This is a genomic window from Bradyrhizobium genosp. A, assembly GCF_049949275.1.
Taxonomy (GTDB): Bacteria; Pseudomonadota; Alphaproteobacteria; order Rhizobiales; family Xanthobacteraceae; genus Bradyrhizobium.
In genome coordinates this window covers 5307612-5334163 of record NZ_CP188196.1, presented here as the reverse complement: position 1 = coordinate 5334163, position 26552 = coordinate 5307612, and the positions used below count along the sequence as shown (strand labels likewise).

Here is a 26552-nt window from a genome sequence, read left to right as displayed (position 1 = left end):
GGTGTTCGTTGAGAACTTTCACGTGCCCGAAATAGGGATGCCCATGGGCTTTTTCGGTTCACTTATTCGTGCTGCAGGGAGTCTCCATACGGGCGCTCAACGTAGGCGAACGTAACCATCTAAGTTCGAGAGGTTGGTGACGAGCACGCAAAGGGCCGGTCGTATCGCAATCCAACCCGACACTGGGTGTCGCAATTCCAGGCAGCGGGACCGATGCTGCTGGGTTCTTCGCGATTTATACCCCACCGTTTTGCACGAAACAGTAGACATATCCGCCGGTGCTCAGAAACACGACGCTATGGCCGGTCGGATTCCCGTCTTTCCAGGTTAGCTTGTGACCCGGTATTTCGATCTCGGTGCCGATCGGGACCGGCGTGCGCTTCAACTTGACGTTGTCACGATCGTCGGTGATGGTGCAGAAGGTCTTGCCATCCTTGACGTGGATGTCATCGCACCAGTAGGCATCAGCTTCGCCACAGCATGATGCAGTCGGAACATCCGGCATCATCAGGCTCTGATACCATCCGCGGACCTGGGGATCGCTGTTCTCCCACTGTCCGAGATCTCGAGCGCGGGTGCCGGTGGTCAAGAACAGCGCCCATAGCGCCATGATCGCCAGCCATAGGACCGGCTTGGACGTGGATGGCATCTAAACAAGAACTCCGATTTGTGGCTGATATAGAGTGTAGCAGCCGCCGCGTTATCCGCTGCGCGGCCATTGCTCTTTTTGACCGGAAATTGCTTGAACAGCAGGATCGTTGCACGGGACCATCGTGCACGCGATCTAAATGAGAATTGGAGCGAAGCGCGTCGTGTCGATCGCTTGGTCATAGGCCGATGTTGCATCGCCTTTGAGAGTTGACAGAATCTCATTCTGGTCCAATCGGCCCCGTCCGCTCAACAAATCGGTTAGCTCCCTCACAATCAACTGATAAGGGCTTCTGCTTTGCGCGCTGCGCCAACACGTCCTTGAGGCGCGCGATTGCGACGCGGCGCCAATTACCAGCGCCCTAGGCCACCAAACGTTGAAATGGAGTTTAACGTGTTGCCGTTTCCAAACCGGATCCAGATCACAATCGCAATGGCTCTCGGGCTCGTACTTACTGGGCCGCTGTCGGTTGCGGCCTTCGCCGACTCCGCCCGGTCAAGTACGACGTCGCAAAACCAGGCTGTTGCGACGCTGCGCAGTGGCGATCTTGTTCGAGTGCGTTCGGGAGGGCCATTGATGACAGTTACCAGCGTTCAAGGCGATCAGGTCAACTGTTCCTGGACTGACTGGATAACGGGCGAGCTCAAATCTGAAACCTTCCCAGCTGCAGTGCTCAGCGTGCCGGTGACCATCCCTCCCTCGGATCCGAACCTTGATCAGGACGAACGCGATACGGATGCTTACTACAAGAAGCACTGCCCATCCGGATCGGTATCGATTGAGGGGCAGTTCACCTGCGGCTACTGACGGTCAGGAGTGCCCCTGCGGCAGAGGGCTTACCCCTGACTACGTTGCCCAACGTGCGGACGCGTAAGTCGGAGCATCGGCTCGAGCGCCGGCGGGAGCGGCCCTTGGAAGGACTTAGAGCCGCCAGCGTCGCAATCGCAGTGTGATCCTCGCGACGATACGCGCGGCACTCACCGTCGCCGAGATGATTTGAACGAAACGTGAGCTCTCGGCAGCTTGCGATCGATCTTTCTCGCACCATTCTAGGCGTGAGGGAGGATCACTTGGAGAGCCAATCATGCGTGAGTTGATTGCCACAGTAGCGTTGGTCGCGGTCATCGGTAGCCAGATGGCGATAGCGCGGTCGCGTGTTTTGCCAAATCCGTCCGTGCCATCGTCAATGAACCTGGACCGGCGATCCATCCCGGAGGCGCCGCTGGGACATCGCCAGCCGCATGCCGACCAGGTGCCGTCGGAGAAGAACCTGATGGATCCAAACGATCCGGTAAATCAGGAGAACGCCGCGCTCGACCGCATGATCAATGGCATTTGTCGCGGTTGCTAGACCATGTCGTGCTTATCACGAGTAACGTTGTCAGAGCTTGAATGCGCCGCCGAGTGGCGGTCGCATTCTCGATCGATGTTATCGGGCTGTACGCATCACTCGCAGGCACGGCGCCGACCATCGCGGCCGAGGAAGGTGCCAGACGCGGGGTCGTAGGAGCGATAGCGCCGAGCGCAGGAAGAGGAAGGCGCGCCAGCCGTGCTCGCATAAGCACTGCGCGCCCAATGGCCGGGAGCAGCGCCGTCAGGCAGCTCCATGCCCATTTCTCCCGCAGGCGTTGGCGCGCCTCCATTCAGGACGTCACGGTTCGGGTACTCTGCCTGGAACGTGTCAGGATTCTGGCTGGCCCAAATGGGCAGCTGCGCGCTTGCAGATGTTATGGTGATCGTCGACAACAGAGTTGCCGCGACCAAAGCTTTCAATCCAATCCTAGTCGTTCTACGTGTTTGTTTTATGTGCGGACAATTGGGGCCGCGATAACCGCTGCTCTGGTTGGTCTGTTTCCTGCTGACGTTTCTACGCAACGACGATGTGGCAAGTGCGTCCGACAAAGCCAAGCGCGCGGACATCACTCGTGCGCGAACAGCGCGTCATCGCAGATGCCGTGATCGAATGAGGGAAGCAGCCTTTAGGCGGATGTTGCTGAAAGATGCGAAACAGATCGCAGATCGGCGCAAGGAGTGCTGCCTGACTTGACGGTTTCGGGAAGGGCAGCGTTGGATCAGCCGTTTCCAATGAGAACGCCGGTCGCGAGAACAAGTCCGCCTCCGAGCATGACCTTGGCGGCGGCGGAGATCGGCGCTGTGTCCATGTACTTCCATTGAATAAAGGCGATCGCGAGCAGCTCGGCGACAACAACGCCCGCGGCCGTCGCGGTCGCATTGAAAAAATCTGGTATCAAGTATGGAAGCGTATGCCCTATGCCACCTGCGACTGTCATGAGACCACAAACGAGCCCTCGCAAATATGGCGTACCGCGGCCTGACAGCTTTCCGTCATCGGCGAGAGCTTCTGCAAATCCCATGGAAATTCCTGCGCCGAGCGACGCTGCCATGCCGACTTGAAAGGCATTCCACGAGTTGTGCGTGGCAAACGCCGCTGCAAACACCGGTGCCAACGTCGAAACCGATCCATCCATCAGTCCGACGAGGCCTGGCTGAATGATCTGGAGGATGAAACTGCGCCGGGCGTTTTCGTCCTCCAGGCCCCTGGCCTCCTGCGGCAGACGTTTGGCTGTAATTGCTTCCGCCGTCCGTTCATGTTGCAATTCGGCTTTTGCTAGGTCGCCGAGCAATATGCGAATAGAAGCATCGGTCGTACGGGAGGCGGCCAGGTCATAGAAGCGCCGGGCATCTTGCTCCATCTGGCTTGCTTGCTGCCTTACGGCTTCGATGCCCCGGAGGCGGACCCGCCAAAGCTTCTTTCGTTGCACGAAACCGCGGACGTCCTGTCGTCTCACGAGCGGAATGTGATTTTCAAATCTTGAACAATAGAGTTCGATCAATGCGCGCCGATGCTCGTTTTCTTCTACAGACATATCGGAGAAGACCTGCGCTGTGTCGGGATGTTCCTCTCTCAGACCTTCTGCGAAATCGGCATAGATCCGTCCATCCTCTTCCTCGCTGCTGATGGCGAGCGCGAGGATTTCCTGCTCGGTAAGCTGATCGAATGATTTCATATTGAGCTGTCGAGCTCCGCCTCGTTGTGGCCGACCAGCCTTGGCGGGGTCAGCCGTGAACGATGAGTCCTGAGAGACGGGGTCATTCGGCGGGTGCCCGTCCGGCCCTGCCCGGCGCGGAGGCTGCCTCCTCATGGGCGAGCCACCCGAGGATGGCATGAGAAATAGCAGCGACGATGGCACCCACGATAGGGGCGGCCAGGTACAGCCAGACATCGCCGTAGTTGCCGGTGGCGACCATCGGGCCGAGCGCCCGCGCTGGGTTGAACGGGGCGCCAGTGAGCGGCCCACCCATCAGGATGTTGAGGGTCAGCGTCATTCCGATCGCAAGCGGCGCGAGGCTGCCTGCGCGACCCGCAACCGCCGCGCTGAGTACCACTGTAACCAGGAAGAAGGCGAGCACGGCCTCGATCAGGAAGCCGACGGTGGGCGTGATCGTGAGGGTCGTAGCGCCGAGGGCGAGGTTGTGAGCGAGCATCGGCATGCCGAGGCCCGTGGCCGAACCACCTAGAGCGGTCCGCAGCAACAGTGCGCCAGCGATACCTCCAATGAGCTGGCTGATAATATAGCCAACCGCCTCGCCGACATGCATCGCGCCGGCGGCGAGCACGCCGACGGTGACGGCGGGGTTCATGTGGCCGCCCGACAGGGAGCCATACGCGAAGGCGAAAGCCATGATCGTCAAGCCGTGCGCAAAGGCAAGTGCAACGACGCCGGGCAGGCCGACACCGGTGCCGACTATCGCCGCGGCGCCTGCGCCGATGAATACAAACGAGAAGGTGCCGATGAGCTCCGCAAGGAGCTTGGATGCAAGTCTGCTGGACATTGCTGACTCCGTAGATGGAATGACCGCTTGGCGCGATCGCTTGGCGCTGCGGAACGTCATGGGTTGACCGGCGTAACAGAAGAGCCGCCGGCCGACAAAGCGCAGGCCTACTCCGCGGCGACCATCCCAGGCTTGAAATCGACGCTGAGGGCGTTGGCGACGCCGGCACCATATGCGGGATCGGCGCGATAGAAGTGAACGAGCTGACGGTAGACGATTTTTGGCGGCACGCCGTCCATCGCGTCCTTGATGTTGTTGAACAGCTGCTGCTTCTGATCGGCCGTCATCAGCCGGAACAGTTCTCCCGGTTGCCGATAGTCGTCGTTGCCGTCGCGATGATCGTAGCGGGTCGCGTCTCCCGTGATCCTGAGCGGCGGCTCGTGGAAGCTGTGGTCCTCAAGCGGTCCATCAAACGAGTTCGGCTCGTAATAGGCGTCAGGATAAGGCTTGCTCTCGAGCCGCATCGCGCCGTCGATGTGATAGTCGTTCACCTCTGCCTGCGGTCGGTTTACCGGGAGTTGGTGCGCATTGACGCCGACCCTGTAACGATGCGCGTCCGCATAGGAAAAGACACGGGCCTGCAGCACCTTGTCCGGCGAGTGGCCGATGCCGGGCACGATGTTTGATGGCGCGAGCGCCGCCTGCTCGACCTCGGCAAAATAGTTGGTCGGATTGCGGTTGAGCTCGAGGATACCGACCTCGATCAGTGGATAGTCCGCGTGCGGCCACACCTTGGTCAGGTCGAACGGGTTGTACCGGTGCTTGTCGACGTCGCTCTCCGGCATGATCTGCACGGAAAACTTCCATTTCGGGAAGTCGCCCGTCTCGATCGAGTCGAACAGATCGCGCTGATGGGTCTCGCGGTCGTAGGCGACCTTCTGGGCGGCTTCGGCGTTGGTCCAGTTCTTGATGCCTTGCATGGTCTTGAAGTGAAACTTGACCCAATGGCGTACATTCCTGTCATTGATGAATGAATAGGTATGCGAGCCGAAGCCGTCGACATTCCGATAGCTCTGGGGCAGGCCGCGGTCGGACATCAGGATAGTCACCTGGTGCAGGCTTTCCGGCGACAGCGACCAGAAGTCCCACATCGCGGTCGGCGACCGCATGTTGGTCCGCGGGTGGCGCTTCTGGGTGTGGATGAAGTCGGGGAATTTCAGCGGATCGCGAATGAAGAACACGGGCGTATTGTTGCCCACGATGTCCCAGTTGCCTTCCTCAGTATAGAAGCGCAGCGCGAAGCCCCGCACATCGCGCTCGGCGTCGGCTGCGCCGCGCTCGCCCGCCACCGTTGAGAAGCGAAGAAAGGCATCGGTCTTCTTGCCCTTCTGTAGCGCTTTGGCCTTCGTGTACTGCGTGATGTCATGGGTGATGGTCAACGTACCGTAGGCAGCCGATCCCTTGGCGTGCACGGTGCGCTCGGGAATACGTTCGCGATTCTGGTGCGCCATCCTCTCCAGGAGATGGAAGTCCTGCATCAGAACCGGGCCGCGCGGGCCGGCGGTGATGCTGTTCTGGTTGTCGGCAACCGGCATGCCGCTGGTGGTGGTGAGGGTAGGGCGTTTGGCCACGAAATGCTCCTGTGTGCTTGCCGGCAACGGCGCCGCTGTGCGGCTGCCCGTTTCTGTTGGCAACCTCGTTTTTTGCGACAACTGCGTTTGCGAAAGACCGGCTGGAGCAGAATGTAGCCCTTCTGTTTGGGATGGCTGTGGCTCTATTGCCGTGGCTGCGCTGGAGTTGCTGCTATCTGCGAGAGGTGGCCGTTGACCGATCGGCCACTAGTTGTTGGACGCAACGACGAACCGTCTATTCGGCTGCTGCCGACCAGCTCTTGGGCGCAAGCTCTAGTCTTGCCCATACATCAACCAGTGCGTGGGCGAGAGCATCCACGAATACATCATCGTGATAGGGAGTTGGTGTGATCCGCAGCCGTTCTGATCCCCGCGGTACGGTGGGATAATTGATTGGTTGGATGTAAATGCCATGCTTTGTGAGCAATAGGTCGCTGGCGGCCTTGCACCTCTCGGGATCTCCGACAAGCACTGGTACGATATGGGTGTCGCTCGGCATGACCGGCAGCGCGGCCGCTGTGAGCGCAGCTTTGACTCGTGCAGTTCGTTCCTGGTGTCTTTCGCGCTCCCAATTGGACGCTTTGAGGTGCCGGATCGCGGCGGTGGCAGCAGCGCAAATCGGCGGCGGTAGCGCCGTCGTAAAAATGAAGCCCGGCGCATACGAGCGCACCGCGTCGATCAGCACGCTGTTCCCCGCTATGTATCCGCCCATGCAGCCGAACGCTTTGGCGAGTGTGCCTTCCAGAACGTCGATCCTGTCCATCACGCCATCGCGTTCAGCCGCGCCGGCACCTCGCGCGCCATACATGCCAACAGCGTGCACCTCGTCCGCATAGGTCATGGCGCCATAGTGTTCGGCGAGATCGCAGATGCGATGCATCGGTGCCACGTCGCCATTCATAGAATAGATGGTTTCGAAGACAATCAGCTTCGGCCGATCCCGTCCGGCCGCTTGCAACATTCGTTCAAGATGATCAACGTCGTTGTGTCGCCAGATCTGCCTTTCGCAACTGGATTGACGCACGCCTTCGATCATCGAATTGTGGTTGAGCTCATCGGAAAGAATCAGGCAGTTCGGGATGAGCTTTCCGATAGTCGCGATTCCGGTCTGGTTCGACACGTAACCCGATGTAAAGACGAGTGCCGCCTCCTTGCGGTGCAAATCTGCGAGCTCATGCTCCAACTCGATCAGGGGATGATTGGTGCCGGATATGTTTCGTGTTCCACCGGCGCCGGCGCCTAGACGAGTCGCGGCCGCCGTCATTGCTCCGATCACTTTCGGGTGCTGGCCCATCCCGAGATAGTCGTTCGAGCACCAGATGACCACCTCGCGCGGGCCGCCGGGAGAGTGCCAGATGGCGTGCGGGAAGCGACCAGCGATACGTTCAAGATCAGCGAAGACACGGTAGCGCTGCTCGTGCTTCAACCGGCTCAAGGCGCTGGCGAAGAATGCGTCGTACGTCATATAGTCTCCCTGAGTGGACCGCGCTGAGAGTCGTTGAACAGACCTGTAGCGCCGGGCTGAAGATAACGTTATCTGATTTGCGGGACTTCGGTCCGCTTTGCTGCAGCCAATGGCTGAGGGCGACCCGCCGCTTGCCGGTGTTGTTCGGATCGTCTGGCAGAGATCTGTACCCTTTGGTAAGCTCGCACCTCGATCTGGCGAATGCGCTCGCGCGAAAGGTTGAATTCGATCGCAAGATCGTCCAACGTCCTTGGTTCATCGAGAAGATGGCGGGCCTCAAAGATGCGCCGCTCTCGGTCATCGAGCACGGCCATAGCGCGGACAAGCGTCTTCTGCCGGTGATCCATTTCGTCATGGTTGAGGACAATGGTTTCCGGCGATGGGCTGTCATCGACGAGATGGTCCTGCCACTCGCTCGCCTCATCGCCGGAACGCACTGATGCGTTGAGAGACGTGTCTCCGGCCAGGCGCACGTTCATGTCGGCGACATCGTGGGCTGTGACCCCCAGGGCTGTTGCAATCGCCGTCACCTGTTCGGGGCGCAAATTGCCGTTGTCGAGTGCGGCTATCCTGGCCTTCGCCGAACGAAGCTTGAAGAACAGCTTCTTTTGGTTCCCAGTCGTTCCGATCTTGACCAGCGACCAGGATCGCAGAATGTAGTCCTGAATCGAGGCCTTTATCCACCATATCGCGTAGGTCGAGAACCGAAAGCCCATGTCGGGCTCGAAGCGATGGACAGCCTTCATGAGGCCGACATTGCCTTCCGATACTAACTCCGAGATCGGCAGACCATAGCCACGGTAATTCATCGCAATTTTCGCAGCAAGCCGCAGATGGCTCGTGACGATTTTGTCCGCGGCGTCGCGATCGCCGTGTTCTCGCCAGCGTTTGGCGAGCTGATATTCCTGTTCTCGCTCGAGCAATGCGAAGCGCCGAATGCCGGCGAAGTAACCTGATCCCGGGCTGTCCGCAAAAGGTGCCGTTAAGCTACGACTGGCCAGTCCGGAACCATTCGTAGAAATCTCGTGCTCGCTCATCTAAGCTCTCCGATTGTCAACATGCCGATGCCTGAAACAAGGGTCGCTAGATGGTGCGCAACAGGCGGGATTGAGGAAATAGCGGTGGGCCGCGAGCAACGTGCGTGATCAGCCATATCGAGCCTCGGATCGCTTCATAGACCAGAGAGCCATCATCACTATCATTCCGCAGGGGCTGGATCGCTCGCGGTCGCTCGCTTTCTCCGCGCAAAGAGCCAGGTCTGCAGCCGATCGAGATAGATGTAGACGACGGGCGTCGTATAAAGGGTGAGTAGCTGCGACAGAGCGAGGCCGCCGACAATGGCATAGCCGAGCGGCTGACGAAGCTCCGATCCGTTCCCACTGCCGAGCATCATCGGAACGCCACCAAGGAGCGCTGCCATCGTGGTCATCAGGATCGGCCTGAAACGCATGATGCAGGCTTGATAAATGGACTCCTCGGCGGTCAACCCACGTTCATGTTCGACGTGCTGGGCAAAATCGACCAACATGATGCCGTTCTTCTTGACGATGCCGATGAGCAGAATGATGCCCACGATCGCGATCACGCTCAGATCGAAGTGAACCGCCATCAGCAACAGCAGCGCGCCGAGGCCGGCCGACGGCAGGGTCGAGATGATGGTGATCGGATGAATCACGCTCTCATAGAGCACACCGAGAATGATGTAGATGACGAAGAGCGCGGCGACGATGAGGATCGGCGTGCTCGACAGCGCGGCGCCAAATGCCTGGGCGTTGCCTTGGAAGCTGGTCTGAAGCGAGAGTGGCTTATCCAGGTCCTTCTCAACCTGTTGGATCGCGCTGACGAGCTGGCCGATCGCAGTGCCCAGCGTAAGATTGAACGAGATCGTTACCGACGGAAATTGGCCTTGATGGTTTACCACGAGCGGAGCGACCGTCACGACACTATCGACCAGAGTAGACAAGGGCACCTGCTGTCCGCTCGATGAGTTGACATAGATGCCGGTTAGGGCCTCGGGCTCATACTGGAATTTTGGATCAACCTCCATGACAACGTGATATTGGTTGAGGGTCGTAAACATGGTCGAGACAATGCGCTGACCGAAGGCATCGGCGAGCGTGTTGTCGATCGCATACGGCAGGATGCCGTAGCTCGACGCGACGTCACGCTTGATCGAGATATCAAGCATAGGTCCCGCATTGAGCTGATCGGTGGTGACGTCGGTGGCACCCTGAATGGCCTTTATTTTGTCGAGGAAGAGCGCGGCCCAATGGTTTAGCTCGCCCGGGTCGGCATCTGCCAAGGTGTACTGATATTGGGTCTTCGATATCCGCCCGCCGATGGTGATATCCTGCGCGGCCTGCATGTAGAGCGTGATCCCCTGGATCTTAGCGAGGTTGGTCCGCAGCCGCGCGATTACCTGATTCATGCTGGCGCGCTGATTCTGGGGCTTGAGCGCAATGTAAACACGGCCGTTATTGACTGTCGTGTTGCCGCCGCCGGCGCCGACCCCTGACCCGACAGAGGCGACCGCGGGATCCTGCACCACGGCGTTGAGCAAAGCCTGCTGGCGCTCGGCCATGGCCTGGAACGAGATATCCTGTGCCGCCTCGGACAGTCCAATGATCAATCCAGTGTCCTGCTGGGGAAAGAAGCCCTTGGGGATCACCACATAGAGATATCCGGTCAGCGCGATGGTGCCGAGCATCGTCATCAGGGTAATGAATCGGTGACGCAGCACGATCTTGAGGCCGGCCTCATAGAGGTTGAGCAAGCCGTCGAAGCCGCGCTCGGAAACTCGGTAGAGCCATCCGTGCTCCTTGCTCTCGGGCTTGAGTAGACATGCGCACATCATCGGCGTAAGCGTCAGCGAGATCAGCAGCGACAGCACCAGAGCCACGCTAACCGTGATCGCGAACTCTCGGAACAACAGGCCGACATATCCGCCCATCAAGAACAGCGGAATGAAGACGGCAATGAGCGACAACGTGATCGATACGATGGTGAAGCCGATCTCGCCGGCACCCTTGAGCGACGCTTCGAACGGCGAAGCGCCTTCCTCCATATGCCGCACGATGTTCTCGATCACGACGACGGCATCGTCGACCACGAAGCCCACGGCGATCGACAACGCCATCAGCGAGAGGTTATCCAGGCTGTAGCCAAGCTCATAGAGCACGGCGAAGGTTCCGACCAGTGAGAGCGGAACTGTCACCGCCGGAATAATCGTCGCCCAGAAATTGCGCAGGAACATGAAGATTACCATCACCACCAGCGCGATGGTCAGCAACAACGTGAACTGCACGTCGCTCACCGACGCACGGATGGTTTCGGTCCGATCGGTAATTATACTGACCTTGATGGCTGGCGGGATCGAGGCTTGGAGCGTCGGCAGCATCTTCTTTATATTGTCGACGGTCTCGATAACGTTGGCGCCCGGCTGGCGCTGTATCGGCAGGATGATCGCCCGGTCCTGGTTGTACCAGCCTGCAATAAGGTCGTTCTCCGGCGCGCTGATCGCGCGGCCGATATCACGGACGCGAACCGGCGACCCATTGCGATAGGCAATGATCAGATTGGCGTAATCGTCCGCCTTCAGCAGCTGATCGTTGGTATTGAGCGTGTAGGTTTGGCGCGGACTGTTGAGCGTGCCTTTGGGCAAGTCGACGTTGGCTTGTCCCAGTACCGTGCGCACGTCCTCAAGGCTGATGCCGCGAGTAGCGAGCGCCTGAGGATCGAGTTGCACGCGGATGGCGGGCTTCTGCTGACCTGCGATGCCAACAAGACCAACGCCGGATATCTGCGAGATCTTTTGCAGCAGGATGTTCTCTGCGTATGCGTCGACGGTCGTCAGCGGCAGGCTGTCAGAGGTCAAGGCGAGCACCAGGATCGGCGTGTCGGCCGGATTAACCTTACGGATCGTGGGCGGATACGGCATGTTCAAGGGGAGCTGCGCTTGCGCAGCGTTGATCGCCGAGAGCGTGTCGCTCACCGCTCCATCGATGGCGCGGCTCAAATCGAACTGCAGCGTGACCTGAACAAAGCCAAGCGCACTTGCCGACGTCATTTGTGTGAGGCCTGGGATCTGGCCGAACTGCAATTCGAGTGGCGTCGCCACCGAAGAAGCCATCGTCTGCGGATCAGCGCCCGGCAACCGCGCTGTCACCTGCAGGGTCGGAAAGTTGACGTTGGGCAGCGAGGCAACCGGCAACAGTGGGTAGCTGACTAGGCCTCCGACCAGTAATCCGAACATCAGAAGAGCGGTAGCGATTGGCCGATGGATGAACGGCGCTGATATGTTCATGGAATCGGCGCCTGCTGGGCGCTTTGTGCAATAGCTTCGTCTGCGGCTGTTCCGTGCAGCAATGTAACACGCGCGCCAGGCTGCAGTTTGTATTGTCCATCGACCACGACCTGCTCATTGGCTGTAAGACCCGAATCGATAAGCGCCTGGCCGCCGCTGATCTGCGCGACCCTGACCGGCCGGGTCTGGACCACGCGGTCAGAATTGATGACGTACACATAGGACCCGTTTGGACCCTGCTGAACAGCCGAGGCGGCGACGGTCAGGCCATCATGTCTTGTATCGACAAGCAGCCGTGCATTGACGAGTTCACCGGGCCAGAGCCGGTGCGATTGGTTGGGAAAAGTTGCCTTGAGCTGGATCGAGCCCGTTGTCTGAAGAATCTCATTGTTGACAAGGCCGAGTTCGCCTTGATCAAGCTGGATTCTATCGTCCTGGCTGTAGGCTAGGACAGGCAATCGGGTCTTGCTTCTTTGCTGTTGCTGCTGGATCTGCGGCAGCACCGTCTCCGGCAACGTGAAGATCAGTGAAATCGGGTTGATCTGCGTGACGATGACTAGTCCATTCGTACTGGACGGGCTAATGATGTTGCCGACGTCAATCTGACGAATTCCGACGACGCCATCGATCGGCGAGGTGAGGCGGGTGTAGCCGAGTTGCACGTTCGCCGCATCAACCAGCGCCTGATCGGTCTTGATGGCCGCCTGCAGCTGCCCGACTTGCGCCTTTTGGGTTTCGAGCAATTGTGGAGTGGCCCAGCCGTTCTTGCCCAATGTGGTGTAACGGGTGAGGTCGGCCTGGGCGTTCGTGAGTTGTGCCCGGTCGCGTTCCAGATTTCCCGTGTACTGCTCGATCATCGCCTGGTAGGGGCGTGGGTCAATCTGCGCGAGCAGATTGCCGGCGTGAATAGTCTGGCCTTCAGTGAAGTTGATGCTGATGATTTGTCCCTGGATCTGGGCACGCACGACGACGGTATTGTACGCGATCACCGTGCCGACGCCGCTCAGATAGATCGGAACGTCATGCTGGGCGACTACGCCGCCGACCACCGGCACCGCGGGTGGAGCGGCGGGCGTGGCGGTCGCCTCGACTGGATCAGCGCGCGTGAAGTACAGAAGACTGCCGGCTGCGACTGCGACGATCAGCAGACCAGCGGAAATGATGAGTTTTACTTTCATGCCCTGCTCTCGTTTTGCAGAAGAGAGGCCGTTCACCGGCCTGGAGTGATGGGAGTTCCGGCGGGGACCGCGGGGACCACTGTTGTCATCACGCCGCCTGTTGGGGGCGACACGCTCATGGTCGGCACCGGTGCAGCGGAACTGACTCCGAGATTGCCGATCTCGGTGGAGCCCAACGGAATACTGGCTCCAGCGATGCCGCCCGGCGTTGTGGGCGAAGTTGACGTGGGAGTCGATGAGGCAGCGACGCTGCCCGAGCCGGAGCCGCACATTCCCGACATCCCCGAGGTATCCAGCGTTCCCGTCGCCATCGAACCGCCCGAGCTCGCCGACATACCCGACGTCGGCATTCCAGGCGCTGGGGCCGTGGCCGGCGTTGCACCGCCGCCGGACATTCCACCGCCGTCATAAGTGGAGGTCGATCCGTACATCGTCGATGGCGAAGTCCCGACAGTCGAACATGAGGTGGTGCTACCTGGCATCGCAATTGTGCCCGTCACGCCGGTCGGAGCCGGACTGATTCCGGGCGACGCGAGTTCGGTAGCGCCGAGGGGAATGCCGGTGGGGGAAGCCGCGGGAGTCGTTCCCAGGCCAAGCGGCGATGTCGGACCCACGCTGGGCGTTGGCGCCGGTATTCCCTGCGCCATGGCGACGTTGCAGGCGAGGAGCGTCGGAAGCACAACGGCAATCAGAGAGGATCTCATTTGCATTCTCCGTTTTTCAACTGAAGCTATCGGAGATCGCTCACTCCTCGGTATTACACCTGGGGCTCGTGCTGTCGCAATTTGGTATCAGCGAATGTACTTCGGTATCGAAAGTAGCCGCGTGAGCGTTGGAAAAGCCGCAGGAGCGGCTGACGCTCAACTTCTAATCCAGCAAGCGGACGGGGTGCGAGGGGTCTTGATCAAGTCGGTCGCTTGCAGCTGACTCCAAGCCGACCCGCAGGTCCGGTCCGACGGCCTCAACCCGAATGACGGGTGTTTCTGCCCACGCCTTGTTCGGCTCTGATCTTCTCACTTGAAACCATCACGTTCGACGCCGATCTCAGCGGAGCACCTCCGACTGAGGACGTCTGTCTAACTAGAGGTCCTCTGGTGGAATGTTGCCACGATTATGGAAATGTTGCCGCGACTATGGAGAGCGCAATGAGCGAAGAAGAGGTTGCCGGCGTTGGTGATTATGAGGGAGCTGCAGCAGGATGGGGCGCACTGAAGGCTGTTGCAGATGCTGTTCGTGGTCAGAAGGACATCGTCAAGGAGACCCGAGGTCTTCTCAGCATGAACCAGCCGCACGGATTCGATTGCCCAGGCTGCGCTTGGCCCGATCCGAAACATACATCCTCGTTCGAATTTTGCGAGAACGGTGCCAAAGCAGTCACCTGGGAGGCGACGTTCAAGCGGACGACGCCGGAATTCTTTGCCGCGCATTCGGTCAGCGAACTCTGGAATTGGTCGGATTTCGACCTCGAGAATGAGGGCCGTCTCACACATCCGATGGCCTACGACCACGCAACTGATCGCTACCTGCCGATTTCGTGGGACGAAGCACTTGCGAAGATCGGAGCCGCACTCCGTGCGCTGCCTGATCCCGACAGAGCGGAGTTTTATACGTCCGGTCGGGCATCCAATGAGGCGGCCTTTCTCTACCAGCTGTTTGTGCGGGAATACGGGACCAATAACTTTCCGGATTGCTCGAACATGTGTCACGAGGCGACGAGCGTCGGACTGCCGGAGTCAATCGGTGTCGGCAAAGGAACGGTGACGCTGGAGGATTTCGACCATTGCGATGCGTGCTTCTTGATAGGCCACAATCCCGGTACCAATCATCCGCGCATGTTAACAACGTTGCGCGCGCTCGCGAAGCGTGGAGTGCCGATGATTGTCTTCAACCCGCTACGAGAGCGCGGGCTGGAGCGGTTCACATCACCGCAGCACCTGCTAGAGATGCTGACGCTGAGCTCGACGCCGATCGCGTCGACCTACTACATGGTGAAGGTCGGTGGCGATATCGCGGTTCTGAAAGGAATCATGAAGACCGTCGTAGCGCTCGACGCAAAAAACCTTGCCGAAGGCGGACCCGGTGTTCTCGATCGAGACTTCATCACGCTTCATACGGCCGGAATCGACGAACTGATGGCAGACCTCGATTCGACGTCCTGGGACGCAATTGAGGAAGCCTCCGGTTTGTCGCGAGCTGATATTGAGTTCGCTGGCGACATCTACGCCAAGGCGCAGCGGGTCATTGTCAATTACGGCATGGGGATCACCCAGCATCGCCACGGCACAGGCAATGTGCAGCAGATCGCAAACCTGCTGCTGCTCCGTGGCAATATCGGGCGCAAGGGGGCTGGTATCTCGCCGCTGCGGGGTCACTCGAATGTGCAGGGAGACCGCACGGTCGGTGTTACCGAGAGTCCGAACGATGAGCTTCTGGATGGAATTGCCGGCGTATTCGGGTTCGAGCCGCCACGCAAGAAGGGCCACAACGCTGTCGAGGCTATCGAGGCGATCAGGGACGGACGCTCCAAAGCTCTGGTCTGTCTTGGGGGAAATCTTGCCGTTGCGATGTCCGACCCCGACGTCACGTTCAAGGCCATGAGGAACCTCGATCTTGCGGTGCATATTGCGACCAAGCTCAATCGTTCTCATTTGCTGCTTGCGAAGCAATCGTTCATTCTTCCCTGTCTGGGGCGCACGGAAATCGACATTCAGGCGACGGGCCCCCAGTCCGTTACCGTAGAAGACTCCATGTCGATGGTCCACGCTTCACGCGGTGGACTGAAGCCGGCATCCGAGCATCTCAGATCGGAACCGCAAATCATCGCAGGCATCGCGCTTGCCACATTGCCGAACACGCGGGTCGGCTGGGGCGACCTGGTTGCCGACTACGCAAGGATTCGGGATGCCATCGAGGCGGTCTTTCCGGCGTTCAGAGACTTCAACGCCCGGATCACAAAGCCGGGAGGATTTCGACTGCATGTAGCTGCGTCGGAGCGCGAGTGGCTGACACCGACCAAGAAGGCCAACTTTATGGTGTATCCCGGTTTAGGTGAAGATCCGCGTGTGGCGGAGCGGGAAGCTCTCACGCTCACGACGATCAGAAGCCATGATCAATACAACACGACGATCTACGGGCTGAATGATCGCTATCGCGGGATCACGGGGCGCCGTGATGTCGTGTTCGTGAATGAAGGTGATCTTTCGAGCCGCGGCCTGAAGCACGGCGACCTCGTGGATATCACGGTCGTGCCCGATGCGGGATCAGATCCAGGCACGCGGGTTATGCGCAGGCTCACGGCGGTCGCCTACAACATCGCGCCCGGCTCTGTCGCGACTTATTATCCGGAGGCGAATGTCCTGGTTGCGCTCGATCACTACGACTCAAAATCGGGAACGCCTTCCTACAAATCGACACCGGTGCTGATCGGCGCGTCTCCAGGCTAGTGGTGGACTACGTGTGTGTTCGTGTCGTAGCGCCGGGTGCAGCTTCTTCGGCAGGAGAACAGGGCAGGCAGGCCGCGATGGCTATGGCTGTCGCGGTCCGCTGCATATCGAGTTGGTCGACCCGATCAGTAGTAGTCGTAGTTGCAGTTGTACCGCGAGGTATAGGACCGGGAGTTGGGGTAATATGGGCAATCGAGGCCGTAGTCGTAAAAGCCGCGAGCGTAGTGGCGTCTTGCAAAGTGGTCGTGGCCGGCATGCGCGAAGTGTCCGCCGCCAAAGCCACCGACCTGGCTTCCAATGTGATCTCCACCAAACCCACCCGCATGGGGCCCGCCCAACCCACCAATGTGGGCTCCGCCAAGGCCATTGATGTGGGTGCCGCCAAAGCTACCAACGTGAGCCCCACCGAAGCCACCGCCCACATGGCCCCCACCAAAGCCACCCCCCACGTGGCCTCCGCCGAAGCCGCCGCCCATATGGCCTCCGCCTCCGCCAAATCCGCCACCATCACCGTGTCCGCCACCACCGCCGCGGGCTTGCGCACCGGTGGCGACAAGGCTGCCGGCGAGCAGCGCAGTGGCCAAAGTCATCATCACTCGTCCTCTCATAACATTCTCCTTTCAAGTTGGCGGATTACCCGTCACGGGCATTGTCAGACGCGGGCGTGGGCCGACCAAGGCCCAACGTCGCGACAGAGAAGAGATGGGCATGCTTATGGGCCACCTCTACTATACTCGTGTTCACAAGACCGAGCGGCAGACGTGCGCAAAAGGCCCTGTAGGATCAGCAGCTGGACATTAACTGCGTGTCAGAAGCTAAAATCGCTTTTGGTCGAAGCGCGTCAAGTCGCGAGGTGTGGTTCGTGATGCCGTCGCGTTGCGGTTCAGAGTGCACTGGAGCAAGTGGTGATGAGATCGGTCCAAGTCGTTAATCGCAATACCTGGCGTGAAGGCCGTCTCAGCCCAGGCGATCGTTCGGTTCCTGAAGAGACTGCTGTTGCGCTCACATATAACGGCGGAACCTATGCGGTGATGATGACAACACCGCAGGATCTGGAAGACTTTGCGCTCGGCTTCAGCCTGACTGAGGGCATTATCAACTCTGCGGCCGATATTGAATCGCTGGACATCGTGCCTCTCGATGACGGTGTCGAACTACGGGTATGGCTCCGTAAGAGAGAAGCCGATCGCCTGCAGCAACGACGGCGACACATTGCGGGACCGACTGGATGCGGCCTGTGCGGCATCGAATCAATCGCAGGGGCTATGCGTCCGGCGGCAGTTATCCGGCACGGCCGGAAATTCTCGCCGGAGTCGATAATGGTCGCCATGAAGAACGCGCCACTGCTTCAAAAAATCAACATCGAAACGCGTGCGGTTCACGCCGCGGCGTTTTGGAATTCGAACAACGGCATCGTCGCCTTGCGCGAGGATGTTGGTCGTCACAATGCGCTCGACAAGCTTTCGGGTGCATTGGTACGTGCCTCGATCGTGGCGAGCGATGGGATGATACTTCTCACCAGCAGGGTTTCTGTGGAGATGGTACAGAAGAGCGCTACGCTCGGAGCGCCCGTGATTGTGGCTGTGTCAGCGCCGACAGCGCTGGCGGTTCGCATGGCAGACGCGGCCGGCATCACGCTTGTTGCCATTGCACGTTCGGACGGATTCGAGGTGTTCACACATCCTCACCGAATTCTACATGGGCCTGCCGACAACCCCTCGACACCGGCAGGTCCGTGACGCAGGTCTCATGAAGAACACAATGACCCGGCGTATGCCGGGTCTTGTCGAAACGATTGAGGTCGATCTGCGGCCGACTGGCTTCTGCCAGGACGTGGACTGGTCCAGCCCCGGTTGTTTCTAGGCCCATGGACTCGGTCGAAAATGACCCCTTGCGGAAGCGGTCGGCTTAGGGTGAGCGACATATACAACCGTATCGTTCCGTCACCTTTTAGATATTCGACGATCACCCACGTATGATTGAGCCGGTGATCAGGATCATCTTAGTCTGTATGCGTTGGAAAAGCGTACGGACCCATGATGTGAGCTATCGAAAAGGGGTGATCGCCGAACGGTGACCATAATATCGAAAGGAGACAACAATGCCCAACTGCACTGAGACTGCTAGATCCGGCAGAGCCGCGCGATGCGCGGTTTGTGATGGCAAGTTTGGTCTCGTCCGGCACTACTCGTGGCGAACCCCACTTTGTTCCAAGAAGTGCCTCGATCGCTTCAAGGCTTGCAGGGATGGTGATCGCGATTGGGCGCGTCGGCCCCGAACGGCCTTCGACCAGGTGCACGAAAACCCTGCGAGAGGCTCATGACGTTTCAGAGCTCTCAGCGAGGCAAGGAATTTCTGGAGACTGCACGAACGTTGCTCCGCGCTGCACAAACCATGACCGACCACGCGATTGCGGGTCAGCTTAAGGCCCTTGCCGACGACTACCAGAGGCGAGCCGAGAAGGCGTCGCATGTAGATGCGGCCAAAGCATTGACGCGCTTCGCTGGTGGCGCTGAACGTGAGCGAGGCACACGAACCTGATCGGCAGCCTGCAGCTGCCGTTGAGCGCCCGGCCAAATCATAAACTTTCATCCCATTGTTGGTGCCTGCAGAGCTTCAAAGTTGGCATCGAGCTCCCAAAGCTAGGACGATGATCGTAATGGAACAGCGGACGCATTCTTCGATTAAGTGGGAGCGAGTATGGGTGAGATTATTCGATTTGTCCCAAGGTTTGAGCGCGAGCAAACGCGTCTAATTCGAGAAGCCCGTGCGCTATACGACCGCATCTTCGCGCCGGCTGGTCGCGTCAGCGAGCAAAGGGACCATGCATCGGTAGATCATACGGCCAGCGATGCTAGTGACCGCCGCGGCGACGAGGTTCTCCCGTCATGATCAAGATCATCGCCGTGCTCTGCAATCTCACCCCTCCGTCAAGTTGCTACGAGCAGACCGTTACCACATCGGAATTCGCTGATATCTCGATGCAGTCCTGCCTGATCGGCGCACCACAGCTCGCCGAGTGGATGAAGCAGCATCCGGCCGAACGCCTGGCAGCATGGCGCTGCGTGATTGGCAGACTAGAGCAGATTCTGATCAGGCGCGATCATAACCGGCTGCGGCGAAGAAGTTTAGACACTGTTGGGCGGTGAAGGCGGCAACGGCTGCGGCGATAGCGTGGAACAAGGTCTCGATTGATCTGGCCGCCGCCTTTCGAAGGGCTGCTTTGAGCTTGGCGAAGGCCATTTCGATCGGATTGAGGTCGGGGGAATAAGGCGGCAGATAGAGGAGCCGGGCACCAGCCGCCTCGATTGCGATGCCGACCTCGGCCCGCTTGTGTGATGCGAGATTGTCCATCACCACGATGTCGCCCGGCTTTAGCGTCGGTACGAGAACTTGGTTCAAGTAAGCCTCGAACGCCAAACCATTCATGGGACCGTCGAGGACCATTGGCGCAGTCATGCCGGTCGTCCTGAGCGCGCCGACGAAGGTCGTCGTCTTCCAATGGCCGTGTGGGATCGCTGCGACACAGCGCTGGCCGTAGGGTGAACGGCCATAAAGCCGCGCCATCTTGGTCGAGGCTCCCGTCTCGTCGATGAACACCAGCCGGTGGATGTCGATCTCAGGCTGAGATGCCTTCCATGCCGCGCGTTCAGCGGCCACTTCGGGCCGATCCTGCTCGCTGGCGTGCGATGTTTTTTTGAAGGTGATGTTGCGGCGATCGAAGAACCGCCAGACCACGCTCGGCACGAAACGCTCGCCGTGGACTTTGAAGAGATGGTCGGCGATCTCGGCCAGCGTCATGTCAGGCGAGGCCCCGACCAGGGAGAGGATCTCTGCAGCATGACGCTCGATCCGGGCCGAACGCCGGTCTCCGCCTTGTGCTCCCGCCTCACAGCTGCCGGTGCTTCGCCACTCGCTGACCAGTTCGATCGCTGTTGACGGCGCCACGCCGAACCGGCCGGCAGCGCCCCGACAGCTCATGCCCTCATCTTCCACGGCCCGAATAATGCGAAGGCGAAGGTCTGGCGAAAGGGGTTTAGCCATGGGGGCTGGCCTCCATCACCAGCCCTCAGGGAAGAATCACGATTTGCCCCAGAAGGGAATCCCTCCGATTCCGCCGGATCGAAAAATGCTCTAGATGGCAAGGGAGCTTAGGGTGGAGAGCTTCCATCGGGGCCTATACGGAAAAGCATACCGTCGAAGCTTGATCGTTAACGCCATTCAAGCGTGGAATGCGGCGGCGGATGGCCGTCTGTGGCCCATCGCGTAATTTCGCGTTCGTGCAGTAGTTGCGCTGCCTTGGGAGCACAAGGGACATCAATTTCGATCCGTCATGCCATCGGGTTCATGAGAACACGGCCTAAATGGGCGGCCAAGGCTGCCGGCGAGCAGCGCAGTTGCCAAAATTATCATCACTCGTCCTCTCATGAAATTCTCCGTTTCAAATGGGCCAGGTTATCCGCCACAGGCTTTGTCAGAGGCTGGCACGGCAGAGGACGGCCAAACACCAACGCCACGACAGACGAGAGATGAGCATGCTCAACCTGGCTCTCTATTATACCTGCGTTCATCGGACCGTATGAGACGCGCGCTCGAGCAGCACAGAAGCGTGATGCACGTATCGTGAGAGACGCAACGACAAAGACCCGGCGCATGCCGGGTCTTTCAAGCAATTTTCGGGGCCGGCTTTGCAGCGTGGACTGTCCGCTGCTAAGTGGCTGGCTTCGGGCCCGGGCGAACCGACGACACGCGCCAAACGGTGTTTCCAACGTCGTCAGCGATCAGCAATCTTCCGGCACGATCGACTGCTAGGCCAACCGGCCGTCCGCGGGCGTGATTGTTTTCATCAAGGAAGCCTGTGACGACATCCCGCGCCAGGCCGCTGGGTTTTCCGCTGCTAAACGGCACGAAAACAACCTTGTAACCGCTCAGCGGAGTTCGATCCCAGCTTCCGTGTTCGCCCACGAACGCTCCGCTTCGATAATCGGCGGGAAGATCGGCGCCCGCGTACATTGCTATGCCGAGTGGCGCGACGTGGGAGCTTAGGGCGTAGTCCGGCACAATCGCTGTGGCCACCAGATCTGGGCGCTGTGGCTGGACTCGCGGGTCCAGGTGCTGGCCGTAATAGCTGTAGGGCCAGCCGTAGAAGCCTCCGTCCTGCACCGCGGTGAGATAGTCCGGGACCAAGTCGGGTCCAATCTCGTCTCGCTCGTTGACGATGGCCCAGAGTTTGCCGGTTTCGGGCTCCCACTGCAGCCCCGTCGGATTGCGTGTTCCGCTGGCGAAAATGCGATGGGCGCCAGATGCACGGTCGACCTCCCAGATCGCGGCCCGTTCATATTCGGCTCCGATCCCGTTTTCGGTGATGTTGCTGTTGGAGCCAACGCCGACATAAAGCTTCGAGCCATTCGGACTTGCTAACAGCGACTTCGTCCAGTGATGATCGATCGGACCGCCGGGAAGGTCAGTCAGCTTGGTCGGCGCAGCCGTGATGCTGGTCTGTCCCTCCTGGTAGGGATAGCGGACGATCGCATCGGTATTGGCGACGTAAAGGTCGTTACCAACGAGCGCGACGCCAAAAGGGGAGTTCAGATGGTCCAGAAAGACGGTCCGCACCTCGGGAATGCCATCGCCATTGGTATCGCGCAGCAGGGTGATGCGGTTTGCGTCCTTTGCTGCGGCGCCGGCGAACCACTTTACCCAGCCAGTGATAACGTCCTTGGGACGGTAAATCGGCGCCTTCGGACCGTTGCTCTCAACCACCAGCACGTCACCGTTCGGGAGGACATAAAGCGAGCGCGGATGCGCCAAGCCGGTGGCCATTGCCTGGACCTGCAGATCCTGCGGCACGGTCGGCTTTTCATCGTTTCCCCACCCGACCGGCTCCGCAATCCGGATTGGCGGCACCAGATATTGCTGCAGGGCGGGCAGCATGGGATGCGCGCCGATCTGGCTTCGTGGGTCGTCGCCGCCGCCGTCGCAGCTTGCGAGCCCCAGGCCGGCAACGGCGACAAAGACAGCGGCAAGACGCGGCAGATTCGCCGCACGGGCAGTCTTGAGGATGGGCATCACGTGTCTGCTCCAACATGACGAGGGGAGGTCAGGATCCAACCGGTCGGCGCCATGGCCAACAGAATGATAACGACGAGCGCCGAGAGCGTCAGGCCCGTCGGCACAACCGCGGTATAAGCGTCGCGGCTGTGGACGAAGACATTGACCAGCGCGAGGAGGACTGCGAGTACATAGCCAGTCACGCGCGCCCAAGCTACCCTTTGTCTTCCGGTAGCAACTTCGATCACGGCGGCGATGAGCGCCAGGCCCGCCACGATCAGGCCGGCGGTTATCAGCCAGGCCGAAAAATCCTCCCACATCACGTGCGCAGTCCGCCAATAGGCGAGATCGGTTGCGAGTGCGCCCGTAAAATAGGCGACGGGAAACGGCGTTAGTATCCGGTGAATCGAATGACCGCCGGCCTCGACGGCCGAGACAGCTTCGGGCCTGAAACTCGCTTCCGTTATCGTAACATGCTGCATCTTTTTCATCCTCATGGCTCGCGGGTGGGTTCTCGAGGAACTCCGGCAACGGCCAGCGCCCCGCTGTGACGCCCGCGCCGTGCATTTTCACCGGTGTGGTTCGCGCGGCGCCGGTGTCGTTCGGCGAACGCCTTCTTGCTTCCGGATAATAGATGACGAGCACGGCGCGGCTTGGTGCAAATTGCTCGTGCTGCGTCATTCTTGCCGTTGATGCGGATGCGGGAATCGAGCGCAGCAATGCTCATCGCTACAAGGCGGCTTCGCGCAGTGCTGGTTCGTCCAGCCTCGGAATGGATTGTTGGTTCGCTAAGTGCTCAAGAGGTGCCCGAGTCTCGGCTCGCCAATGCTCCGACCGCAGACCAGTCGAGCTTGTCACCACCATGCGCCAGCAACGTCAAAAAGCGATCGCGAAGCAAACTTGCGACTGGCATCGGCACACGCAAATCGTCGGCAGCCGCCAGCACAAGCCGGATATCCTTGTAGCCGAGTGGCGCAGCGAAGCCGGCGGGCTCGAACTTTCCCTCGACAATCAGCTTGCCGTAGGTCTTGTAGACGGGCGCGTTGAAGAGGGTGGACGTCAGCATGTCAACATATGCTTGGCAGTCGACGCCGTCCTTGGCGACAAGCGCGACGGCCTCGCCCAATGACTCGATAACGGACGCAATGAGAAAGTTGCCGCTGAGCTTGACGAGATTGGCAGTCTTGGGCCTGTCGGAAATCACGAACGTCTTCTTCCCGATTGCATCGAAAACAGGTGCGGCAGCCTGAACCGCGTCCCTGTCGCCACCGACGATGACGGAGAGATCGCCGGCCGCTGCAACATCAGGACGCCCAAACACCGGAGCCGCGACGAACCGCTGGCCGGCCTTCGCGTGATCAGCAGCGAGGCGCTCCGATAGCGCCACGCTGATCGTGCTCGAGGAGACATGTACCCGGCCCTTAGGGAGGCTCGCGAGCAGCCCGTCGGCGCCATAAACGACGCTCTCAACCGCCGCATCATCGGCCAACATAGTCATGACCACATCGCCATTACACGCGTCAGATATGCGCGATGCCGCGGCAGCGCCCTTTTTCAGCAATTCGCCGGCCTTCGATGCCGTGCGGTTGTAGACCGTGACATCATGGCCGGCCCGCAGAAGCGACGAGGCCAGTCCACTGCCCATCTGACCAAGCCCTATGACGCCGATTTTCATCTTGCAATCTCCAACGCTCGGTCACGCTCGTTGTTGTGACATGGCGACCAACCGATCGATAGCTTCTAGAGCGAAAGCCAGGTAAGGGGGATCAACAATGCCGTCTTTGACCTTTGTTGCAATGCCGCCGAGGACGACCTGGGGCCCAGCCAGGATGCGCGCAGGGATCGCGAGAAGGGTCTCGTTGACCTGCGCATGGGCTCGCACGCCGCCAGTAAAGGCCGGCGAGACCGTTATGACCAGCACCGGCTTGTCGATCAGCACGGACTTTCCAAGTGGGCGCGAGGCCCAGTCCAGGGCATTTTTCAGAACGCCGGGAATACCGTGATTGTATTCCGGCGTTACGATGACAACGCCGTCACTGGCATCAATCGCATTTCGAAACAGTTGCACCGGTTCCGGTCCGTCGGCTCGATCCTCATCCTCGTTATAGAGCGGAAGCTGCAGATCGCAAGTTTCCAGGTCAACCGACCGCGGAAGATTGTCACGCAGGCCTGACAAGGTCGCACGTGAATAGGAAGCTTTACGCAAGCTGCCAGCCAGCCCAACAAGATGCGTTCGTACCGCAATTTCAAGCATTTCCGTTCTCTACGATAGCAGACTTCCGCACACTCGGAGCGCGTTCGGCAAAAGAAGAAAGCGGCCGTCCAGTTAGGGACGAATGGACGGCCGCACGAGCCTGGTTGGTGAGGAGGAGGGGATCACCAGGCGTCTCGAATTTAACCGTCCGTGGAGAGCGGGGCTTTGTCGTTTTTGCCGTATTGCGTTCGATCTTGCGCTGATCGAGGTCCGCTGAATCAATGTCGGGCTGGCGCTCACGCAAACTGCGAGCAAGGCCGAGAAGGAATTGCAGAGACAGCAAGGGGGACAAAGTCCTAATCTGGATCCGCCAGCTCTGAGCCTCGTCAATGCAAGCACGAGCACGAAAACTGGGCCGGCGATCAGATAGGTCAAAGTTGTCCGGTCGCCAGCGACCAGCTTTGCGGCAAGAACAACGAAACTGCTGCCTTCAATGCAGTGCTTATTGGTGGCTCGGTGCGATGCGCGAGAGCGCAGGTGAAGACAGTGAGCAAAACCGCCTGTCGCGAACCGCGTTTCGCGGATTATGTGCGGTGCGCCATACCTGATCCGGTCGAGCAGTGCTCGATGAAGATGTTACGACAGAACAGGAAGATGCAGGTTATCGGACCAGCCACTGTTTCGCTCATCCTGTCTCTTTTCTAAGAGGTTCATGTTTTGCCGCCGCGCTAGACTCTTGACAGGCTATTGCGCGGCAACGCTGCGCGCCGGCGGCGCCATGAACTCTGGGCCGATCGGATTCTCAATAGTTTGGTGCAAGATGCAATCGACGTCTGCCATGGCGGATGCGTCGAGCTGCCAACCGCTCACCTCGTCGACCGGAAGCAGTTGCCTTGGATTGCGCGCACCCCATAGCGCTGTCGTGATGCCCTGATCGAGCATCCAGCGGATCGCCAGATGGACTACTCGCTTGGCGAAGCGCCGCTGCGCCAACGCATCAAGCCGCTCGACCGCAGCGAGATACTGCGCAAAGCGCGGCTGCTGGAATTTCGGATCGGTTCGTCGGAGGTCATCTCCCTCAAATTCGCTGTCCAGACGCATCCGGCCAGACAGGAGACCTCGGCACAGCGCACCATAACCGAAGGTTGCAATATTGTTCCTGTGGCAATAGGGCAGGATGTCGGTCTCGATCCCGCGCTCAAACAAATTGAAGGGCGGCTGCAGCACGTGCAGTGGCGCGACGCGCCGGAATTGCTCCATCTGCAGAACCGAAAAATTGCTGACGCCGATCGCGCGAATGGTGCCCTGCTCGAATAGGTCTCGCATGGCCTCGGCGGTTTCCTCAATGGTTATCAGCGGATCGGGCCAGTGGACCTGGTAGATATCGATGTAGTCGGTCCGAAGCCGGCGTAGCGATTCGTCGACTTCCCGTAAAATTCGTGCGCGGCTGGCGTTGCGGAACACTCGTTCGCCTTGCCATTCCAGCCCCGTCTTTGTGGCGATAAGCACGCGCGAGCGAAGGCCGCTCTCGGCGAGTACCTTGCCGACGACTTCTTCGGAGCGACCGAACCCGTAGGCCGGCGCGGTGTCGATAACATTGATGCCGTGGTCGATCGCGCCCCGGATCGTTCTGACAGATTCGGCTTCATCGCTACCGCCCCACATCCAGCCCCCAATGGCCCATGTCCCGAGAGCGACGCGCGATACCTGGAGCGATGTTCCCGGAATCGGTGCCCGTTCCATCGCGACTTCGAGTGTCCCGTTTTCGAGTGTCTTGGCTTCATTAGCCATTGGCTTGCTCCTTCGTCTGATATCCGCGCTTCACTCTCTGACGCGAAGAGGC

22 protein-coding genes are annotated in these 26552 nt (G+C 59.6%); 6 read left to right on the top strand and 16 right to left on the bottom strand.

The window, feature by feature from the left end:
- Positions 1 to 235 precede the first annotated feature (235 nt).
- A complete protein-coding gene (locus ACP2YP_RS24945) occupies positions 236 to 649 on the bottom strand; it encodes a hypothetical protein (protein WP_426418934.1) in 414 nt (137 codons plus the stop codon).
- Between the two features lie 576 nt (positions 650 to 1225).
- Between ACP2YP_RS24945 and ACP2YP_RS24940 the strand changes: the two genes are divergently transcribed.
- Entirely contained in the window at positions 1226 to 1456 is a 231-nt protein-coding gene (locus tag ACP2YP_RS24940) for a hypothetical protein (RefSeq protein WP_426418933.1), read from the top strand.
- 277 nt (positions 1457 to 1733) lie between these two features.
- A complete protein-coding gene (locus ACP2YP_RS24935) occupies positions 1734 to 2000 on the top strand; it encodes a hypothetical protein (RefSeq protein ID WP_426418932.1) in 267 nt (88 codons plus the stop codon).
- 95 nt (positions 2001 to 2095) lie between these two features.
- Here ACP2YP_RS24935 and ACP2YP_RS24930 read toward each other — a convergent pair whose 3' ends face one another.
- The 8 genes from ACP2YP_RS24930 to ACP2YP_RS24895 all read right to left on the bottom strand — a co-directional run bounded on the left by ACP2YP_RS24930 (position 2096) and on the right by ACP2YP_RS24895 (position 13021).
- A complete protein-coding gene (locus ACP2YP_RS24930; RefSeq protein ID WP_426418931.1) occupies positions 2096 to 2257 on the bottom strand; it encodes a BA14K family protein in 162 nt (53 codons plus the stop codon).
- A gap of 464 nt (positions 2258 to 2721) precedes the next feature.
- Positions 2722 to 3678 (bottom strand): iron exporter MbfA, encoded by a 957-nt coding sequence (gene mbfA / locus ACP2YP_RS24925; protein ID WP_426418930.1) that lies wholly within the window; start codon positions 3676 to 3678, stop codon positions 2722 to 2724.
- Between the two features lie 82 nt (positions 3679 to 3760).
- Positions 3761 to 4504 carry an MIP/aquaporin family protein gene (locus ACP2YP_RS24920; protein WP_426418929.1) on the bottom strand — a complete coding sequence of 248 codons (744 nt, stop codon included), beginning with the start codon at positions 4502 to 4504 and terminating at the stop codon, positions 3761 to 3763.
- Between the two features lie 107 nt (positions 4505 to 4611).
- Positions 4612 to 6075, bottom strand: coding sequence for a catalase (locus ACP2YP_RS24915; protein ID WP_426418928.1), 1464 nt, complete (start codon positions 6073 to 6075; stop codon positions 4612 to 4614).
- A 235-nt stretch (positions 6076 to 6310) separates the two neighbouring features.
- On the bottom strand, positions 6311 to 7540 hold the full coding sequence (gene hemA, locus ACP2YP_RS24910) for a 5-aminolevulinate synthase (RefSeq protein WP_426418927.1): 1230 nt from the start codon (positions 7538 to 7540) through the stop codon (positions 6311 to 6313).
- A 68-nt stretch (positions 7541 to 7608) separates the two neighbouring features.
- On the bottom strand, positions 7609 to 8577 hold the full coding sequence (rpoH, locus tag ACP2YP_RS24905; protein ID WP_426418926.1) for an RNA polymerase sigma factor RpoH: 969 nt from the start codon (positions 8575 to 8577) through the stop codon (positions 7609 to 7611).
- A 161-nt stretch (positions 8578 to 8738) separates the two neighbouring features.
- Entirely contained in the window at positions 8739 to 11843 is a 3105-nt protein-coding gene (locus tag ACP2YP_RS24900; RefSeq protein WP_426418925.1) for an efflux RND transporter permease subunit, read from the bottom strand.
- On the bottom strand, positions 11840 to 13021 hold the full coding sequence (locus tag ACP2YP_RS24895; protein ID WP_426418924.1) for an efflux RND transporter periplasmic adaptor subunit: 1182 nt from the start codon (positions 13019 to 13021) through the stop codon (positions 11840 to 11842). The genes ACP2YP_RS24900 and ACP2YP_RS24895 overlap by 4 nt, the downstream gene beginning before the upstream one ends.
- Positions 13022 to 13069: 48 nt before the next feature.
- Here ACP2YP_RS24895 and ACP2YP_RS24890 point away from each other — a divergent pair, with 48 nt between their 5' ends.
- Both ACP2YP_RS24890 and ACP2YP_RS24885 read left to right on the top strand, forming a co-directional pair.
- The gene (locus ACP2YP_RS24890; RefSeq protein WP_426418923.1) at positions 13070 to 13432 is read left to right on the top strand and encodes a hypothetical protein; all 363 of its coding nucleotides are present in this window, start codon (positions 13070 to 13072) and stop codon (positions 13430 to 13432) included.
- Between the two features lie 734 nt (positions 13433 to 14166).
- Complete coding sequence (locus tag ACP2YP_RS24885; protein ID WP_426418922.1) at positions 14167 to 16464, top strand: FdhF/YdeP family oxidoreductase; 2298 nt, start codon at positions 14167 to 14169, stop codon at positions 16462 to 16464.
- A gap of 125 nt (positions 16465 to 16589) precedes the next feature.
- Here ACP2YP_RS24885 and ACP2YP_RS24880 read toward each other — a convergent pair whose 3' ends face one another.
- Positions 16590 to 17057, bottom strand: coding sequence for a hypothetical protein (locus ACP2YP_RS24880; RefSeq protein WP_426418921.1), 468 nt, complete (start codon positions 17055 to 17057; stop codon positions 16590 to 16592).
- Between the two features lie 315 nt (positions 17058 to 17372).
- Between ACP2YP_RS24880 and fdhD the strand changes: the two genes are divergently transcribed.
- Positions 17373 to 18203 carry a formate dehydrogenase accessory sulfurtransferase FdhD gene (fdhD, locus tag ACP2YP_RS24875; RefSeq protein WP_426426262.1) on the top strand — a complete coding sequence of 277 codons (831 nt, stop codon included), beginning with the start codon at positions 17373 to 17375 and terminating at the stop codon, positions 18201 to 18203.
- 1149 nt (positions 18204 to 19352) lie between these two features.
- Positions 19353 to 19613 carry a hypothetical protein gene (locus ACP2YP_RS24870; protein ID WP_426418920.1) on the top strand — a complete coding sequence of 87 codons (261 nt, stop codon included), beginning with the start codon at positions 19353 to 19355 and terminating at the stop codon, positions 19611 to 19613.
- Here ACP2YP_RS24870 and ACP2YP_RS24865 read toward each other — a convergent pair.
- From ACP2YP_RS24865 to ACP2YP_RS24840, 6 genes are all read right to left on the bottom strand, one after another.
- Positions 19558 to 20508: an IS630 family transposase gene (locus ACP2YP_RS24865; protein WP_426418919.1), complete on the bottom strand. Its 951-nt coding sequence runs from the start codon at positions 20506 to 20508 to the stop codon at positions 19558 to 19560. The two genes, ACP2YP_RS24870 and ACP2YP_RS24865, sit on opposite strands and share 56 nt — an antisense overlap.
- Before the next feature lie 666 nt (positions 20509 to 21174).
- Positions 21175 to 22533: a PQQ-dependent sugar dehydrogenase gene (locus tag ACP2YP_RS24860; RefSeq protein ID WP_426418918.1), complete on the bottom strand. Its 1359-nt coding sequence runs from the start codon at positions 22531 to 22533 to the stop codon at positions 21175 to 21177.
- Positions 22533 to 23006, bottom strand: coding sequence for a DUF2231 domain-containing protein (locus ACP2YP_RS24855; protein ID WP_426418917.1), 474 nt, complete (start codon positions 23004 to 23006; stop codon positions 22533 to 22535). Before ACP2YP_RS24855 ends, ACP2YP_RS24860 begins: the two co-directional genes overlap by 1 nt.
- Before the next feature lie 305 nt (positions 23007 to 23311).
- Positions 23312 to 24190, bottom strand: coding sequence for an NAD(P)-dependent oxidoreductase (locus ACP2YP_RS24850; protein WP_426418916.1), 879 nt, complete (start codon positions 24188 to 24190; stop codon positions 23312 to 23314).
- Positions 24191 to 24211: 21 nt separating this feature from the next.
- Positions 24212 to 24769, bottom strand: a complete 558-nt coding sequence (locus ACP2YP_RS24845; protein ID WP_426418915.1) for an NADPH-dependent FMN reductase — start codon at positions 24767 to 24769, stop codon at positions 24212 to 24214.
- A 684-nt stretch (positions 24770 to 25453) separates the two neighbouring features.
- On the bottom strand, positions 25454 to 26500 hold the full coding sequence (locus ACP2YP_RS24840) for an aldo/keto reductase (RefSeq protein ID WP_426418914.1): 1047 nt from the start codon (positions 26498 to 26500) through the stop codon (positions 25454 to 25456).
- Positions 26501 to 26552 lie beyond the last annotated feature (52 nt).

Coding starts and splice junctions, on each gene's coding strand:
- rpoH (WP_426418926.1), bottom strand. CDS start 8,577: ATGAGCGAGCACGAGATTTCTACGAATGGTTCCGGACTGGCCAGTCGT.
- ACP2YP_RS24880 (WP_426418921.1), bottom strand. CDS start 17,057: ATGATGACTTTGGCCACTGCGCTGCTCGCCGGCAGCCTTGTCGCCACC.
- hemA (WP_426418927.1), bottom strand. CDS start 7,540: ATGACGTACGACGCATTCTTCGCCAGCGCCTTGAGCCGGTTGAAGCAC.
- ACP2YP_RS24840 (WP_426418914.1), bottom strand. CDS start 26,500: ATGGCTAATGAAGCCAAGACACTCGAAAACGGGACACTCGAAGTCGCG.
- ACP2YP_RS24935 (WP_426418932.1), top strand. CDS start 1,734: ATGCGTGAGTTGATTGCCACAGTAGCGTTGGTCGCGGTCATCGGTAGC.
- ACP2YP_RS24900 (WP_426418925.1), bottom strand. CDS start 11,843: ATGAACATATCAGCGCCGTTCATCCATCGGCCAATCGCTACCGCTCTT.
- ACP2YP_RS24885 (WP_426418922.1), top strand. CDS start 14,167: ATGAGCGAAGAAGAGGTTGCCGGCGTTGGTGATTATGAGGGAGCTGCA.
- ACP2YP_RS24845 (WP_426418915.1), bottom strand. CDS start 24,769: ATGCTTGAAATTGCGGTACGAACGCATCTTGTTGGGCTGGCTGGCAGC.
- ACP2YP_RS24890 (WP_426418923.1), top strand. CDS start 13,070: ATGGGAGTTCCGGCGGGGACCGCGGGGACCACTGTTGTCATCACGCCG.
- ACP2YP_RS24855 (WP_426418917.1), bottom strand. CDS start 23,006: ATGAAAAAGATGCAGCATGTTACGATAACGGAAGCGAGTTTCAGGCCC.
- ACP2YP_RS24895 (WP_426418924.1), bottom strand. CDS start 13,021: ATGAAAGTAAAACTCATCATTTCCGCTGGTCTGCTGATCGTCGCAGTC.
- mbfA (WP_426418930.1), bottom strand. CDS start 3,678: ATGAAATCATTCGATCAGCTTACCGAGCAGGAAATCCTCGCGCTCGCC.
- ACP2YP_RS24930 (WP_426418931.1), bottom strand. CDS start 2,257: ATGGAGCTGCCTGACGGCGCTGCTCCCGGCCATTGGGCGCGCAGTGCT.
- ACP2YP_RS24945 (WP_426418934.1), bottom strand. CDS start 649: ATGCCATCCACGTCCAAGCCGGTCCTATGGCTGGCGATCATGGCGCTA.
- ACP2YP_RS24920 (WP_426418929.1), bottom strand. CDS start 4,504: ATGTCCAGCAGACTTGCATCCAAGCTCCTTGCGGAGCTCATCGGCACC.
- fdhD (WP_426426262.1), top strand. CDS start 17,373: ATGAGATCGGTCCAAGTCGTTAATCGCAATACCTGGCGTGAAGGCCGT.
- ACP2YP_RS24870 (WP_426418920.1), top strand. CDS start 19,353: ATGATCAAGATCATCGCCGTGCTCTGCAATCTCACCCCTCCGTCAAGT.
- ACP2YP_RS24850 (WP_426418916.1), bottom strand. CDS start 24,190: ATGAAAATCGGCGTCATAGGGCTTGGTCAGATGGGCAGTGGACTGGCC.
- ACP2YP_RS24860 (WP_426418918.1), bottom strand. CDS start 22,533: ATGCCCATCCTCAAGACTGCCCGTGCGGCGAATCTGCCGCGTCTTGCC.
- ACP2YP_RS24940 (WP_426418933.1), top strand. CDS start 1,226: ATGACAGTTACCAGCGTTCAAGGCGATCAGGTCAACTGTTCCTGGACT.
- ACP2YP_RS24865 (WP_426418919.1), bottom strand. CDS start 20,508: ATGGCTAAACCCCTTTCGCCAGACCTTCGCCTTCGCATTATTCGGGCC.